General features: G+C 61.2%; 14 protein-coding genes. 7 read left to right on the top strand and 7 right to left on the bottom strand.

All coding sequences use genetic code 11. The features are described 5' to 3' along the window. The first annotated feature begins 57 nt into the window (after positions 1 to 57). The gene (locus HUW52_RS05575) at positions 58 to 978 is read left to right on the top strand and encodes a histone deacetylase (RefSeq protein WP_175553144.1); all 921 of its coding nucleotides are present in this window, start codon (positions 58 to 60) and stop codon (positions 976 to 978) included. A 279-nt stretch (positions 979 to 1257) separates the two neighbouring features. Continuing rightward, positions 1258 to 2493 carry a TIGR03862 family flavoprotein gene (locus tag HUW52_RS05570; RefSeq protein WP_175553143.1) on the top strand — a complete coding sequence of 412 codons (1236 nt, stop codon included), beginning with the start codon at positions 1258 to 1260 and terminating at the stop codon, positions 2491 to 2493. Between the two features lie 234 nt (positions 2494 to 2727). On the opposite strand, the gene HUW52_RS05565 is transcribed toward HUW52_RS05570, so the two are convergent. Both HUW52_RS05565 and yedA read right to left on the bottom strand, forming a co-directional pair. Next, complete coding sequence (locus HUW52_RS05565; RefSeq protein WP_016986155.1) at positions 2728 to 4065, bottom strand: DEAD/DEAH box helicase; 1338 nt, start codon at positions 4063 to 4065, stop codon at positions 2728 to 2730. Between the two features lie 52 nt (positions 4066 to 4117). Next, complete coding sequence (gene yedA, locus HUW52_RS05560) at positions 4118 to 5053, bottom strand: drug/metabolite exporter YedA (RefSeq protein ID WP_016986154.1); 936 nt, start codon at positions 5051 to 5053, stop codon at positions 4118 to 4120. Positions 5054 to 5215: 162 nt separating this feature from the next. On the opposite strand from yedA, the gene HUW52_RS05555 reads away from it, so the two are divergent. Next, positions 5216 to 5668 (top strand): Lrp/AsnC family transcriptional regulator, encoded by a 453-nt coding sequence (locus HUW52_RS05555; RefSeq protein ID WP_016986153.1) that lies wholly within the window; start codon positions 5216 to 5218, stop codon positions 5666 to 5668. Between the two features lie 133 nt (positions 5669 to 5801). Here the strand turns inward: HUW52_RS05555 and HUW52_RS05550 are convergent, their stop codons facing one another. From HUW52_RS05550 to HUW52_RS05540, 3 genes are all read right to left on the bottom strand, one after another. After that, on the bottom strand, positions 5802 to 6407 hold the full coding sequence (locus HUW52_RS05550) for a PolC-type DNA polymerase III (RefSeq protein WP_016986152.1): 606 nt from the start codon (positions 6405 to 6407) through the stop codon (positions 5802 to 5804). Between the two features lie 35 nt (positions 6408 to 6442). Further along, positions 6443 to 6922, bottom strand: a complete 480-nt coding sequence (locus tag HUW52_RS05545) for an NYN domain-containing protein (RefSeq protein WP_016986151.1) — start codon at positions 6920 to 6922, stop codon at positions 6443 to 6445. Between the two features lie 138 nt (positions 6923 to 7060). Beyond that, the gene (locus tag HUW52_RS05540; RefSeq protein WP_175555642.1) at positions 7061 to 7819 is read right to left on the bottom strand and encodes a DUF2076 domain-containing protein; all 759 of its coding nucleotides are present in this window, start codon (positions 7817 to 7819) and stop codon (positions 7061 to 7063) included. A 178-nt stretch (positions 7820 to 7997) separates the two neighbouring features. Here HUW52_RS05540 and HUW52_RS05535 point away from each other — a divergent pair, with 178 nt between their 5' ends. Beyond that, positions 7998 to 8672, top strand: a complete 675-nt coding sequence (locus HUW52_RS05535; protein WP_038361837.1) for a YciC family protein — start codon at positions 7998 to 8000, stop codon at positions 8670 to 8672. 75 nt (positions 8673 to 8747) lie between these two features. Further along, on the top strand, positions 8748 to 9827 hold the full coding sequence (locus HUW52_RS05530) for an endonuclease/exonuclease/phosphatase family protein (RefSeq protein WP_175553142.1): 1080 nt from the start codon (positions 8748 to 8750) through the stop codon (positions 9825 to 9827). Between the two features lie 63 nt (positions 9828 to 9890). Here the strand turns inward: HUW52_RS05530 and hrpB are convergent, their stop codons facing one another. Beyond that, positions 9891 to 12410: an ATP-dependent helicase HrpB gene (hrpB, locus tag HUW52_RS05525; RefSeq protein ID WP_175553141.1), complete on the bottom strand. Its 2520-nt coding sequence runs from the start codon at positions 12408 to 12410 to the stop codon at positions 9891 to 9893. 109 nt (positions 12411 to 12519) lie between these two features. Here hrpB and HUW52_RS05520 point away from each other — a divergent pair, with 109 nt between their 5' ends. Both HUW52_RS05520 and HUW52_RS05515 read left to right on the top strand, forming a co-directional pair. Beyond that, entirely contained in the window at positions 12520 to 12939 is a 420-nt protein-coding gene (locus HUW52_RS05520) for a hypothetical protein (RefSeq protein ID WP_016986146.1), read from the top strand. A gap of 12 nt (positions 12940 to 12951) precedes the next feature. Beyond that, positions 12952 to 13860 (top strand): cation diffusion facilitator family transporter, encoded by a 909-nt coding sequence (locus tag HUW52_RS05515; protein WP_175553140.1) that lies wholly within the window; start codon positions 12952 to 12954, stop codon positions 13858 to 13860. Here HUW52_RS05515 and HUW52_RS05510 read toward each other — a convergent pair. After that, positions 13854 to 14927 (bottom strand): DUF6515 family protein, encoded by a 1074-nt coding sequence (locus tag HUW52_RS05510; RefSeq protein WP_016986144.1) that lies wholly within the window; start codon positions 14925 to 14927, stop codon positions 13854 to 13856. The genes HUW52_RS05515 and HUW52_RS05510 overlap by 7 nt on opposite strands. Positions 14928 to 15017: the final 90 nt, after the last annotated feature.

Here is a 15017-nt window from a genome sequence, read left to right as displayed (position 1 = left end):
AGTCTACATCGCTGGTAGGATCCTTCACTCTTTCCTACGTTCCTACATGAAACCGCCATGCCATTGCCGCTGATCTACCACGAAGACTACAGCCCCGAGTTTCCGGCGGATCACCGCTTCCCGATGGACAAGTTTCGCCTGCTGCGCGATCACCTCGTCGACAGCGGTCTGACCCGCGATGCCGATTTGTTACGACCCGAGATCTGCCCCAACGACATCCTCGCCCTCGCCCATGACCGTGCGTATATCGAACGCTACATGAGCGGCGAGTTGTCCCGCGAAGACCAGCGGCGTCTTGGCCTGCCGTGGAACGAAGCCTTGGCGCGGCGCACGGTGCGCGCGGTCGGTGGTTCGATTCTGGCGGCGGAAAAAGCCCTCGAGCATGGCCTCGCCTGCCACTTGGCCGGCGGCACTCACCACGCACACTACGACTATCCGGCAGGGTTCTGCATCTTCAATGACCTGGCGATCATCAGCCAATACCTGCTGCAAAGCGGCCGGGTGAATCGCGTGCTGATCTTCGATTGCGACGTGCATCAGGGTGACGGCACCGCACGGATTCTCCATGACACGTCGGAGGCAGTTACCGTTTCCCTGCACTGCGAGAAGAATTTTCCTGCACGAAAAGCGGAAAGTGACTGGGACATTCCGCTGCCCAAAGGCATGGGCGATGCCGACTATTTGAAAGTGGTCGACGACACACTCAATTACCTGCTGCCGCTGTATCAACCGGATCTGGTGCTGTACGACGCCGGAGTGGATGTGCACAAGGACGACGCCCTCGGTTATCTGCAACTGACCGACGCAGGCGTCGCTGCTCGTGATGAAAGCGTGATGCGCCATTGTCTGGGCCGCGATATTCCGGTGATGGGCGTGATTGGCGGCGGCTACAGCAAGGATCGCCACGCCCTCGCCCGCCGCCACGGCATCCTCCATCACAGCGCACAGCGGGTCTGGCATTCACACGGTTGTCATTGAGCTATGCTGCGTTACCCACAATCGCTGTGGAACGGCCTGTGGATAACCTGAGTGAAAGGGACTGCAGGCCATACCGCTTATGGCCTACAGCGCACTGATCATTTTTCAACCAACATTCTGAGCCAACACAAATCCTGTAGGAGTGAGCCTGCTCGCGATAGCGTCAGCACCTTCAACATTAACTTGGCTGACACACCGCTATCGCGAGCAGGCTCACTCCTACAAAAGATCTGCGCTGTTAGAATGCGCGCCTTATCCCGCCATACCGCAGCGCACGCCATGACCCAGACTTCCGCCTCCTCCCCCGCTCACGTCGCCCTCATCGGCGGTGGCCCCGCCGGCCTGATGGCCGCCGAAGTGCTGAGTCAGGCCGGAATCCGCGTCGATCTGTACGACGGCATGCCCTCGGTGGGCCGCAAGTTCCTGCTCGCCGGTGTCGGCGGCATGAACATCACCCACTCCGAAGCCTACCCGGCGTTCCTCTCGCGCTATGCCGAGCGCGCACCGCAGATCGCGCCATTGCTGCGCGGCTTCGACGCCGATGCGTTGTGCACATGGATTCATGATCTGGGTATCGAGACCTTTGTCGGCAGCTCCGGCCGGGTTTTTCCTACGGACATGAAAGCAGCACCGTTACTGCGCGCCTGGCTCAAACGCCTGCGCGACAGCGGCGTAGTTATCCACACCCGCCATCGCTGGCTCGGTTGGGATGAACACGGTGCACTGCGCATTGACAGCCCGGAAGGTGAAATAACCGTCAAACCCGACGCCACCCTGCTCGCCCTCGGCGGCGGCAGCTGGTCGCGCCTCGGTTCCGACGGCGCGTGGATGCTGCCTCTGGAGCAACGCGGTGTAGGACTGGCGCCGTTGCAGCCGAGTAATTGCGGCTTCGAGGTGCAGGCCTGGAGCGAATTGATGGTCAGCAAATTCGCCGGCGCGCCGCTGAAAAATATCGCCATCGGTTTGAACGATGACATTCCGCGCTTGGGCGAATGCGTGATCACCGCGACCGGGATTGAGGGCAGTCTGATTTATGCGCTGTCGGCGCCGATTCGTGAGGCGATCAATCAGCATGGCGCGGCGGTTGTTCACATCGATCTGCTGCCCGGCCGCCCTGTGGATAAATTGCAGGCGGCGTTGAGCAAGCCACGCGGTTCGCGGTCGATGGCCAAGCATCTGCACAGTCAGGTTGGGATTGATGGGGTTAAAGCGGCGTTGTTGCGTGAACTCACTGATGCGGCGACCTTCGCTGATCCGGCGTTATTGGCACGGGCGATCAAGGCATTACCGCTGACGTTGGTGAAAACGCGGCCATTGGACGAGGCGATCAGCAGTGCCGGGGGCGTGACGTTCGAGGCGCTGGATGAGCGCTTGATGCTCAAGGCGTTGCCGGGGGTGTTCTGCGCGGGGGAGATGCTTGATTGGGAAGCACCAACGGGCGGGTATTTGCTGACGGGGTGCTTTGCCAGCGGGCGGGCGGCGGGGTTGGGTATTGTGCAGTGGCTGAAAAGCTAAACCCTCACCCCAGCCCTCTCCCAGAGGGAGAGGGGGCCGACCGAGGTGTCTGACGCCATACATCGACCTGAAACACCGAGTCGATTATGGATTCGGCCAGCCAACCGAAGTGTCTGGCGAAGGCCCTGTCGCTTATGGATTCACAACAGAAGAATCAGGTCGGCGTACTTCGCAAACATCCCCCAATCAGTCCCCTCTCCCTCCGGGAGAGGGTTAGGGTGAGGGGCTTTTGACTTAAGGCTTGCGCTTACGCGGCCCAGTGTTGAACACCGGCACTTTACGCACAGGCTTGATCGAAGGCTCCGGCGCCTGCGTCTCGCCACTGTCGACCCACTTGCCCAGATTGCGCTTGCCGCCACCACCCGAAGCTTTCGGCTTCTTCGGTTTCTTCGGCTTCTTGATCACCTGACCACTGGCATCGGTGTCCGGCACACGATGCTCAGGTTCAAAGTCCGGCTCGTTCTGACGCTTCAAGGTCTGCCGCGTCAGCATTTCAATCGCCGACAACATGTTCACTTCATCCGCACAGACCAGCGAGATCGCCTCACCGGTTGCACCCGCACGGCCGGTACGCCCGATGCGGTGAATGTAATCCTCAGCCACGATCGGCAGATCGAAATTGATCACCAACGGCAGGTCTTCGATATCCAGCCCCCGCGCCGCAACGTCAGTCGCCACCAGAATCTGCACTTCACTGAGCTTGAAACGATCCAACGCGCGCTGACGGGTCGCCTGCGGCTTGTCGCCGTGGATACCGTCGGCATTCACACCCAGGCCCTGAAGTTTTTCCACCAGCGCATCAACACCGTTGCGGGTCTTGGCGAACACCAGCACCTGCTTCCACTTGTTCTTGCGCATCAGGTGCACGAACAGTTCGGCCTTGCGCTTTTTGTCTACCGTGACGATCCACTGCTTGACCGTATTGGCGGCAACGTTGCGCGGGCTGACTTCGACGGTCAGCGGATCGTTGAGCATCTGCCCGGCGAGCAGGCGGATGTCATCGGAGAAGGTCGCGGAGAACAGCAGGGTCTGGCGCTTTTTCGGCAGCATGCGGTAAATGTTCGCCAGTTCTTCGGAGAAGCCCAGGTCGAGCATACGATCGGCTTCATCCAGCACCAGAGTCTGCAACTGATCGAGTTTCAGCGCGTTCTGGCGGAACAGGTCGATCAGGCGACCGGGCGTGGCGACCAGCACATCGACGCCGCCGCGCAGCTTCATCATCTGCGGATTGATGCTGACGCCGCCGTACACCGCATAAGTGCGCAGCGGCAGGTTTTCGGCGTACTGGCGCACAGACTCATGAACCTGCTCGGCCAGCTCGCGGGTCGGCACCAGAATCAGCGCACGCGCCGAGTTGGCGGCGACTTTCGGCCCTTCCATGGCCAGCAACTGCAGCAGCGGCAAGGCGAAACCGGCGGTTTTGCCGGTACCGGTCTGGGCCGCTGCCATCAGGTCACGACCGGCCAGCACGGCCGGAATGGCTTGCGCCTGAACCGGCGTCGGGGTCTGGTAGCCGAGCGTCTCGAGGGAGCGCAGCAAGGGTTCGATCAGGCCAAGGGTGGCGAAAGTCATGGAAGTACCGTAGGAAAAAATGACGCGGGCATGCAATGCCGCGCAGTTTACCCTAATTCGTACGCGTTTCTGTGGGAACGGCTGTCGGCGCCACGACTGGCGGCTGTGCCGGCCGACGCCACTGCGGCAAGCCAATCAACACCACGGCGCTGATGATCACCAGCATCGCCAGCGCTTCTTCGATGCCGATGGTCTCGCCAACGAACACAATCCCCAGCAACACCGCGACCGCCGGGTTGACGTAGGCATAACTGGTCGCCGCTGCCGGACGCACGTGCTTGAGCAGGTACATGTACGAATTGAACGCGATGATCGAGCCGAAGAAGATCAGGTACGCCAGCGCCAGCCAGCCTTCAACCGGAGGCATCGCTTGCAGATGCTCGCCACTGACGGCGCTGCCAATCAGCAACACCACACCGCCAACGAGCATCTCCACCGCGCTGGCCATGGCGCCCTGCGGCAACGGCAGATGTCTGCTCCACACCGAACCGAACGCCCAGGTCGCCGCCGCAAAAATCAGCAGCGCCGCGCCCATAGGGCTGGATTGCAGGTTGGAACCCATGTTGAGCATGGCGATGCCGATAATCCCCAACGCCACCCCGGCCCACTCGAGACGAGTATTACGCGCGCCCCAGAAATATCCGCAGAGCAAGGTGAACAATGGCACCGTCGCCACCGCCAATGCCGCAACGCCCGAAGCCACGCCAGTGTGTTCAGCCACACTCACCGCGCCATTACCAAAACTGAGCAGCAAAATCCCGATGATCCCCGCCGCTTTCCACTGCGCCCAGGTCGGCGCCGGAGCCCCGCGCCAGCGCAGGAAGGCGTACATCAGGCTGCCGGCGATCACGAAGCGCACACCACCGAGCATCAGCGGCGGCCAGTACTCAACGCCGATGCGGATCACCAGATAGGTCGATCCCCAAATCACGTACAACGCAAAAAACGCGGCGATCAGCGGCAAGGAAAAACGGCGCAAGGCAGGCATGGGCAGCTCAAATATCAGGCTCTTGGGATTAGTTATTCTAGAAAGGCTTGCGGGCAAAAATAAGTTACAAAACCTGTTTATAGCGCCGGTACACTTTGGAAATCACGGAGATCGGCGGTTTAAGCCGAGATTTCGAAAGTCCGACATTTTCAGGAGTCGATCTTGGACAAATACGACCGCATGCTGCTCAGCGCTCTTCTCGAAAACGCTCGTGCGTCCTACGCCGATCTGGCGCGCAAGGTGAACCTCTCCGCCCCCGCCGTCGCCGAGCGCGTGGCCAAGCTTGAGGCATCCGGGGTAATTACCGGGTATGAGGCGAAAATCGACCTGTCGAAAATCGGCCTGCCGATCCAGTGCATGATCGAGTTGCGTCTGCACCAGAACGGCAGTCAGAAGGTCTACGACGAACTGGTGAAAATCCCGCAACTGACCGAATGCTTTCGAGTGACGGGCGATCCGTGCGTGATGATGAAGGCCGCGGTGGGATCGATGACGGAGCTTGAGGAGTTGATCAATCGGGTGGCGAAGTTTGGTTTCAGCAAGACCTCGATTGTGTTGTCGAGCGCCATCGAAAAGCGCGTGCCGTTAGGCCAGATCGAAATCAACGGCAAATAGTCCGGATCACCACAGATCACCTGTAGGAGTGAGCCTGCTCGCGAAGCGGAGTATCAGTCGAAACAAATATTGACTGACACACCGCTGTCGCGAGCAGGCTCACTCCTACAGGGGTTGTGTACTGGATTGGGGATCAGCGGTAACGCAGCAAGTGCTCGCTGACTTTCGCAGCAGGGACTTTCTGCAGCTTGCACAACAGGTCATGGGACAGTTCACGCACGCCATGCTTGCCGCGCAACTCATCGGCCAGATGCGCCATCAGGTTGGCCGCCATCTCGGCATCGGCCATGGCCCGGTGAGCCTGGCCCGTGTGCGGCAAACGCGCAAACGTGGTGAGCGTACCGAGCTTGTGATTGGGCGCCGCCGGCATCAAGCGCCGCGCCAGCAGCAGCGAACAGGCAAAATTCTGCAACCGCGTGCGTTTGATCCGCCCCAGCTCAAAGTCCCAGAACTTCTGGTCGAACGAGGCGTTGTGCGCCACCAACGGCGTGCAGCCGACAAACTCGTTGACTTCGTTCATCACCTGCTCGGCCGACGGCGCGGTGCGCAGCATGGCGTTGCTGATGCCGGTCAGTTGCTCGATGAACGCGGGGACGCGGACGCCGGCGTTCATCAGGCTCTGGTAACGCTCGACGATGCGGCCGTTTTCCAGCATGACCACGGCGATTTCCGTGGCGCGGCAGCTGCTGTTCGGCGACAGGCCGGTGGTTTCAAAGTCGATGACTGCAATGCGTTCCAAACCGGGTTCAACTCCGTACAAATCAATTCTTCAGCTTAATTTTTTAACAGCAGCGCGCCTTCGATCGGCACGTAACGGCTGGCGGCGCGGATCAGCGAGTTGGCCGTCAGGCCGGGCACGCCATAGGCGACTGCCTGCACGCCGTGTTTGCTGATGATGCGTTCGAGCAGCATGTCGAAATCGCCGTCACCGGAGGCCAGAACGACTTCGTCGACATGGTCGGCGGCGTCCATGATGTCGAGGGTGATGCCCACGTCCCAGTCGCCCTTGGCCGAGCCGTCGCTGCGCTGGATGTAGGGTTTGAGCTTCACGGTGAAGCCCAGATTGCGCAGGATCTGCTGGAACTGCTGCTGCTTGCTGTCGCCACGGTCGATCGCGTAGGCGTAGGCCTCGACGATCTGCCCGTCCTTGCTGATGTCGGCCCACAAGGCGGCGTAGTTGAAGTGACAACCATAGGCCTGACGCACGGTGTAGTAGAGGTTCTGCACGTCGGCGAACACTGCGATTTTTTTCACCGGAGTTCCTGTGGGCGCGCAAGCGCACGAAGCGGGATCAGGCGCAGGGCCTGAAAAAGGCGCTCAGTATGCCAGCCATCAGGAGGGTTCCGCGAATAATCGGCCCGAAGCCCTCAGGGGCTCCGGACGAATGGTGAGTCAGACGAAGGAATCGTCGTCATCGAAGAACGATGAGTTGTCGTCGCTGTAATCGGCGTCGGTGACCCCGCCCTGGTCGTTGCCAGAGAAGCCGTTATCGGCCACACGCTGGTCATCGCCCCAACCGTTGTTGCTCTGGTCGGCGACCTGCGCCGGCTCTTCCTTGATCACTTCAACGATTTCTTCCGGCTGCTGGTTGTGATGAAACAGGCTGCTGATGCCTTGCGCCAGCATCACGCCACCGGCGACACCGGCCGCAGTTTTCAAGGCGCCGCCGAGGAAACTGCTGCCTGCCGTTGGAGCGGCTTGTTGCGCGTAGTTAGGCGGTGGCGCGCCGAAGTTCTGTTGCGGAGCGGGAGCACTAAAGTTCTGCTGCGGTGCCGGTTCGCGCCAGCCGCCCGTGGACGCAGGGGCGGCACTCTGGGTCGGCGCCGGACGCGGGCTGCCACCGAAAATGCTCGACAGGAAACCGCCACCACCGCTCGGCGCCGGGGCGGCACTCTGCGCCTTGGCCGCTTGCAACTCCGCCTGCAAACGCTGGACTTGCTGAGTCAGTTGCTTGTTCTGCTCGTCGAGGCTCTTGAGCGCAGCCTCTTGCACCAGAATCGCCTGGGTCATGAAATAACCTGCCGCAGGCTGGCGGGTCAGGTGTTCCTTGATCCGCGCCTCGGCCTGGGCGTCGCGCGGGGCTGCCTCCGTTTCGGCCTGTTGCAGCCGGGAAAACAGTCCATCGATCAGGGTTTGCTCTTCGCTGTTCATGGCGACCTCGTAGATTGCCGGGGATAACATTGCCCTCGTCCACGTTGGCCGAGGTGCTCTCCTGTAATGGAGACGGTGACAAAACGTTTCAATGACCTTTACCGAATGTTTACGTTTGTGTCGCGCCAGCCATCATCGGTTAAAGTGAGCCACTGTTTTCGACCTGCGATACCGACTGATGAATGCCCTCGAAGTGCTGCGCGACTCTCTGTATTTTTTCAAACGCCATTTGGGCAGCATCGTGCAGTTGTGCCTGCCCCTGGTGATTTTCGAAGCGTTCCTGCAACAGGTGGTCGATCGCGCCAGCGGGCCGGAAAACATCTCGGCGATCAGTATCGTCGTCGGTCTGCTGGTGTATCCGCTGTACACCGCCGCGCTGATCCTCTTTCTTGATGCACGCAGCCGTGGCGAGGCGCCGCGCAACCGTGATCTGCTGGCGATGGCTGCCACTCTGTGGCCGCGCTTCGCGTTGCTCACAGCACTGAATACCTTGCTGATTCTGTTGGGCCTGTCGCTGTATTTCCTGCCGGGCCTGATGCTGATGGTCATGCTCGCGTTCGGCGAATACCTGCTGGTGCTGCGTGGCATGGGCCCCTTGCAGGCGATGAAGGAAAGCCTGCGCCTGACCCGTGGGCATTTCTGGCGGATCCTGCTGTGCATTCTCTGCGTGATGACGCCGCTGTGGTTGCTCAAAGGTGCGACGCTGGCGGTGTACCCCGAGCCGCAGAATCCGGTGATCGCCATACTGATCGACAGCGCTCACAGCTTCCTGCAACTGTTCACCAGTGTGGTGTTGTTTCGCCTGTTCATGCTGATCAGCGAATTGCCTGACAAACGTGACAGAGTGGTCTGACAGGACTGCGTTTGGGCTTCGAGACGGCCGTCAGGTATGCTCGGGGCCACTTTCTGTAACGCTATAAGCCGAGCCATGACCCGTCTACTGCGCTACACCCTGTTGCTTGTCGTGCTCGCCATCGCCCTGATCGGCGGGCTGATGTTCAGCCTGACCTGGCGCCCCGACGTCCGCGAAACCCTGCCGGTCAGTTGTACCGGAACGCCGCCGACACTGGTGCCAGGCCAGGCGTTGAAAGTCATGACCTGGAACGTGCAGTACCTGGCCGGCAAACGCTACGTGTTCTGGAATGATCTGGCCCAGGGCAACGATGAAGCACCGACCCTGGAAGACATGGCCTTCAGCCTCGATGAAGTGGCGCGGGTGATCCGCGACGAGCAGCCCGATGTGGTGTTGTTGCAGGAACTCGATGATGGCGCCAAGGCCAGCGACTACCAGGACCAACTGAAGTTATTGCAGGAACGCGTTGCCGACCTGTATCCGTGCAGCGCCAGCGCGTTTGACTGGAAAGCCGAATTTGTCCCCGACGCTCATGTTTTCGGCAGTGTCGGGCGACAACTGGCGACCCTGAGCCGCTACCGCATCGAACACGCCGAGCGCCTGCAATTGCCGGTCGCCTCAGCCAACTTCATCAGCCGCCAGTTCCAGCCAAAAGATGCCCTGCTCGCGACCAAACTGCCCCTGAGCGATGGCGGGCAACTGACCGTTTTCAATACCCATCTGGAGCGTGCCAGGCAACCCGACGAAACGTTGCAGGCGCAAGTGAGCGCCGTGGCCAAAGTGCTCGACAAGTACGAAAGTCAGGGCCTGCCGTGGTTGATCGGTGGCGACTTCAATCTGTTACCGCTTGGTCAGTATCGCCGCTTGTCTGCCGAACAACGCATGCCCTACTCAGCCGACAGCGAACTGCATCTGCTGTGGGACAAGTACCCGATGATCCCGACCAACAACGAGGCCAGCGGTATCGACCGTGCGCAGTGGCTGACCCACTACCCCAACGACCCCGGTCTGAATGGCCCGGATCGCACGGTCGACTATCTGTTCTACAGCCCGAAAATCAAACGGGTTGAAGCGATGGTGCGGCAGGACGATACGTTGCGCATCTCCGATCACCTGCCGGTGATTGCGCGCTTCCTGCTCCCCGCCGCGCCTTAGATCACAACTTCGGCACACCAGCGATCACTGTGGGAGCTGCCGAAGGCTGCGATCTCTTGATCTTCAGGTGCCGCGCGGTTTGGCCCGCGCCGTCGCCTCGGCCACCAACGGATCATCCGGCCAATAATGCTTCGGATAGCGCCCCTTCAAATCCTTCTTCACCTCGGCATAGGTGCTGCGCCAGAAGTTCGCCAGATCCTGCGTCACCTGCACCGGGCGCCGCGCTGGCGATAGCAGATGCAGTTTCACCACCTGCCGCCCACCGGCAATTCGCGGCGTATCGGCCAGCCCGAACAACTCCTGCAAGCGCACCGCGAGAATCGGCGGAAACTCGCTGTAGTCCAAACGAATCGATGAGCCCGACGGCACGCACAAATGATGCGGCGCCAGCTCATCGAGCTTTTGCGGCAACGGCCATGGCAGCAGATTACGCACGATGCTCGACAGATCGAGATTGGCAAAATGACTGAGCCGCGAAACCTTGCCCAGATAAGGCATCAGCCAGTCTTCGAGGGTGTTCAGCAACGTCGCGTCGCTGACGTCCGGCCACTGACTGTCGTCCTGATGGTTCAACTCCAACTGGCGCAACAACGCCACCCGCGCCTGCCACTGACGCAGCTCGGGCGTCCACGGCAGCAGTTCCAGACCCTTGCGCCGCACCAGATTGACCAACGCCTGACTGCGCGCATTTTCGTCGAGACCGGTCAACGGTTCGCGGCTGAGAATCAGCTCGCCAATCTTGCGCTGACGCTCGGCGCGCAGCACGCCTTCGCGCTCGTCCCAGTCCAGTTGATCGACGTTGCGCACCTGTTCGGCGAGCACTGAATCGAACAGCGCCGGATCGAAATCCGCCGCCAGGTAAATCCGCTCTTCGCGCTGGCCCTGACGGCTACCGAGATCGGCGATGACGATCCACGGCTCTTTCATCAGGCTGTCTGCTTCGGCGAACAGCGCCGCGCGACCGTTGGCCAGACGATATTCGGCGCCACCGGCACGCCGCTGTTGCGCGACGCGATCCGGATAGGCCAGCGCCAGCAAGGCACCGAGCCAGCGCGGATGATCAGGGTCGCTGACCGGCTCGCTGGCCTTGCCGCGCAGATAACCGCGATATTGCCGCGCCAGTTGCTTGGCGCGCTGCACCCCGCCCTGCGCACCACGGGCGGCGCGTTCTTCGCCGGACAGCAGCACCAGGCGACTGTGCAAATCCGCCCCGGCGCCGCGCAAGATATCGCGCTCACCGAGCAACGCGGCGACATCGCACGCCATGTTCGCCAGCCCCAACGCCTGACCACGCAGCAGTAAATGACCGATACGCGGATGTGCCGGCAATTCAGCCATGGCCTGACCGTGAGAGGTCAGCGCCTCACCTTCCAGCGCGCCAAGCCGTTGCAGCAAATCCTGCGCCTGTGCATAAGCTGCCGCTGGCGGAACATCGAGCCAAACCAGTTCCCCCGGCGTCACGCCCCAACGTCCCAGTTGCAGCGCGAGGCTGGCGAGATCCGCCGAGAGAATTTCCGCACTGCCATACGCCGCCAATTGCTCGTGCTGATCCTGCGACCACAAGCGATAACAAACGCCCGGCTCGAGTCGCCCGGCCCGGCCCGCACGCTGAGTGGCGCTGGCCTTGGAAATCCGCTGAGTGTCGAGCCGTGTCATGCCGCGGCCCGGATCGAAACGCGGCACCCGCGCCAGCCCGGCATCGATCACCACGCGCACGCCGTTGATGGTCAGACTGGTTTCGGCGATGTTGGTCGCCAACACCACTTTGCGCTGACCGGCCGGCGCCGGATCGATCGCCGCACGTTGTGCATTGAGGTCGAGTTCGCCGTGCAACGGGCACAGCAACACATCGCTGCGCTCACCAATGGCGTCTGCCAACTGTTGATGCACACGACGGATTTCCGCCTGCCCCGGCAGAAACACCAACAGGCTGCCGCTTTCATCGTGCAGCGCTTCGAGCACGGTTTGCGTGACACGTTGGTCGATATATTCGCCGGGCTGAAACGGCCGGCCCCAGCGCATCGTCACCGGATACATGCGACCTTCGCTGCGCAGGATCGGTGCATCGTCGAGCAACCCGGCCAGACGCTCGCCTTCGAGCGTGGCCGACATCAGCAAAATCTTCAGCGGCTGTTCAGCTCGAAACAGCTCGCGACCGTTCAGACTTAATGCCAGCGCCAGATCGGCGTCGAGGCTGCGTTCGTGGAATTCGTCGAAGATCAACAAGCCGACGCCTTCCAGCGCAGGATCATCCTGCAAGCGGCGGGTGAGAATGCCTTCGGTGACCACTTCGATGCGCGTATTGGGGCCAACCTTGCTGTCGAGACGAATGCGATAACCGACGGTTTCACCGACCTTCTCGCCCAGCTCACTGGCCAGACGTTCCGCCGCTGCCCGCGCGGCGAGACGGCGCGGTTCAAGCATCAGAATGGTCTGCCCGGCCAGCCACACTTCATTGAGCAAGGCTAAAGGCACGCGGGTGGTTTTACCGGCGCCGGGCGGTGCTTCGAGCACAGCTTCGTGGCGCGTCGCCAAGGCTTCACGCAGGGCGGGTAAAACTTCATCGATTGGCAAAGAAATCATGCTGGCTCCAAAACAGAGGCCCGAGTATAACGGCGAACTGCCAGGCGTTCGTCAGGGTCTTAACTTCACAAGACGAAGCTTCGTTATCAGATGACTCAGGAGATTTCCCATGCGCTTACCTTTTCGCCTGATCGGCGGTGTACTGGTCGCCACCCTGCTCACGCAAATCACCGCGTGCGGCTCGATTTTCTACCCGGACCGTCGCGGTCAGATCGACGGTAAGATCGACCCGGCGATTGCCGTGCTCGACGCCGTGGGCCTACTGTTCTACATCATCCCCGGCCTGATCGCGTTTGCCGTCGACTTTGCCACCGGCGCGATCTATTTCGAACCGGGCCACACCGCACAGATCGATCCGGCCAAGCTCAAACAAGCCATCGGCCCGGACGGTCAGGTCGATAATCACAAGCTACAGGCTATTCTCGAAAGCGAGTTGGGCCGAGATTTCCCACTCGACGATCCGCGCCTGATTCAACACAAGGGCAGCACTCAACAACTGGCGATGTTCGGCCTGCAACCCGCCGCCTGAAAAGGACGTTCAATGACATCCAGCCCCGAACACGCTCGCCTGCTGCGGCTGGCGACCCGCGCCTCAGTGGCGGTCGCGTGCACACTGATCATCGCCAAAGCCATCGCCTGGTGGCTGAGCGGTTCGGTGAGCATGCTCGCCGGCCTCACCGACTCGGCGCTGGATGGCGTCACTTCGCTGCTCAATCTGCTGGCGGTGCATTACGCGTTGCGCCCGGCCGATGACGATCACCGTTATGGTCACGGCAAGGCGGAATCGCTGGCGGGCATGGCGCAGGCGCTGTTCATTGGCGGTAGTGCTGTGTTGATCGCGTTTCAGGCGTACGAACGACTTCATGATCCACAACCGCTCGGGGCGCCGTGGCTGAGCATCGGTGTGATCGTGTTTTCGCTGCTGCTGACGGCGGCGTTGCTGGTGTTGCAGCATCGGGTGATCAAGCAGACCGGCTCCAACGCGGTACGCGCGGATTCACTGCACTATCGCTCGGACATGTTGCTCAACGGCAGCATCCTGATTGCGCTGATCCTCGCCGGGTTTGGTTTTGAACAACTGGATGCGTGGTTCGGTCTGGGGATTGCCGGGTACATTCTGTGGAGCGCGATCCAGATTGCCCGGGAAAGTTTTTCGGTGTTGATGGATGAAGAACTGCCAACCGACGTCAGCCAGCACATGCTCGAACTGGCCTGCAGTGTGCCGGGCGTGTTGGGCGCGCATGACCTGCGCACGCGAATCTCCGGCAACCACTGGTTCGTGCAATTGCACCTGGAATTGCCGGGAGAGTTGACGCTGTCAGTGGCGCACGGCATCAGCGATCAAGCCGCCGATGCCATCCACAAGGCCTACCCGCGAGCCGAAGTGCTGGTGCACGCCGACCCGCAGGAAGTGGTCAAGTCTGAACGGGCACAAACCCGGCTTCAGTAACTGACCTGATAACCGCGACTGCTCAGGCAGTTGCCCTGAGCCTGTCGGTACGCCTGAACCACTTCGGGCGCCGGCTGATAGGTCGCGGTGCGCGGGTCGAAACCGCTTTGCTGCACCGCATACTGATAGCACTGGTAGCCGTCCTGCTGCACCTGCTCCGGCGACTGGCCGTTGGCCGGATACGCTTCGACGTCATAGCCTTGTGATTGCGGCTGCGGTTGTTGCTGCACCGGCGGCTCGACGACCACGTAATCCTGCGTCGCTTCCTGATAGGCGTAGTAGGAACCGGCGGCGAGAAACAATAGCGAACCACCAATCCACACTTCACGGGCGTAATCCGGCAAATACTGGATGCGGATCCCGCGCGGCGGTTGCACGACGATGTAGCGCGGGCCTTGCGGGCGATACCAGTAGCCGCCGGAGAAGAAGTAATCCTGGCCACGATACGGCACGCGGTAATCGCGATCCGGGAAGCGATCGATCACATGCCCCGGCCGATATTGCGGCCCCGGGCCCCAGCCATTGCCGTGCCCGTCGGGGCGGCCCGGCCAGCGATTATCGTTGGGCCGGTTACCGGTCTGCCATTGCTGGTTGTGGTAACCGTTTTGTGGACGCTCGTCGCGGTAGTAGCCCTGACGCGGCTCCTGAGTCTGGCGCACGGTGTCGGGCCGTGGCTGGATCGGCAGGCTGTTGGCTGGTAGTTGCGGCGGCGGTGGTGGTTGACGCACCGGGTTGGGGTTATAGGCCGGGCGGTTCTGGTCGTGGTTTTGCCATTGACCATTGTTATTGTGCTGCTGGCCGTTGTGCTCGAACTGGCGGCTGTTGTCGCCACGAATGATCTCGTTGTTCTGCGGGCGCGGTTGATTCTGCGGCGGTTGATTGTTCTGCGGACGTGGCTGCTGATTATTGCCGCCATGCCCCTGATTGTTGCCCTGATGCTCCGGCCCGCGTCCGCCGTTACCATTGCCATTCGGGCTGCGGCTTTCAGGGTCATCGGCCAGCGCTTGCACACTGACACTCACACACAACACACCAACACCGGCCAGACGCCAGATGCGCGACTTCATGCTTTTCCTCACTGAGGCCTGTAATTAAGGGCGGCCTGTAACTAAGACCGGGTCGGGAACATCCGGTTCTGCAACAGGTTATCAGTCGCG

Source organism: Pseudomonas sp. 43A (assembly GCF_013363935.1).
GTDB classification, from domain to species: Bacteria; Pseudomonadota; Gammaproteobacteria; order Pseudomonadales; family Pseudomonadaceae; genus Aquipseudomonas; species Aquipseudomonas crudilactis.
This window is presented reverse-complemented; position numbering and strand designations above follow the sequence as displayed.

What these genes read in the sequence shown, in the direction of transcription:
- HUW52_RS05575 (WP_175553144.1), top strand. Translation starts at nt 58, where the DNA reads ATGCCATTGCCGCTGATCTACCACGAAGACTACAGCCCCGAGTTTCCG.
- HUW52_RS05570 (WP_175553143.1), top strand. Translation starts at nt 1,258, where the DNA reads ATGACCCAGACTTCCGCCTCCTCCCCCGCTCACGTCGCCCTCATCGGC.
- HUW52_RS05565 (WP_016986155.1), bottom strand. Translation starts at nt 4,065, where the DNA reads ATGACTTTCGCCACCCTTGGCCTGATCGAACCCTTGCTGCGCTCCCTC.
- yedA (WP_016986154.1), bottom strand. Translation starts at nt 5,053, where the DNA reads ATGCCTGCCTTGCGCCGTTTTTCCTTGCCGCTGATCGCCGCGTTTTTT.
- HUW52_RS05540 (WP_175555642.1), bottom strand. Translation starts at nt 7,819, where the DNA reads ATGAACAGCGAAGAGCAAACCCTGATCGATGGACTGTTTTCCCGGCTG.
- HUW52_RS05535 (WP_038361837.1), top strand. Translation starts at nt 7,998, where the DNA reads ATGAATGCCCTCGAAGTGCTGCGCGACTCTCTGTATTTTTTCAAACGC.
- HUW52_RS05530 (WP_175553142.1), top strand. Translation starts at nt 8,748, where the DNA reads ATGACCCGTCTACTGCGCTACACCCTGTTGCTTGTCGTGCTCGCCATC.
- hrpB (WP_175553141.1), bottom strand. Translation starts at nt 12,410, where the DNA reads ATGATTTCTTTGCCAATCGATGAAGTTTTACCCGCCCTGCGTGAAGCC.
- HUW52_RS05520 (WP_016986146.1), top strand. Translation starts at nt 12,520, where the DNA reads ATGCGCTTACCTTTTCGCCTGATCGGCGGTGTACTGGTCGCCACCCTG.
- HUW52_RS05515 (WP_175553140.1), top strand. Translation starts at nt 12,952, where the DNA reads ATGACATCCAGCCCCGAACACGCTCGCCTGCTGCGGCTGGCGACCCGC.
- HUW52_RS05510 (WP_016986144.1), bottom strand. Translation starts at nt 14,927, where the DNA reads ATGAAGTCGCGCATCTGGCGTCTGGCCGGTGTTGGTGTGTTGTGTGTG.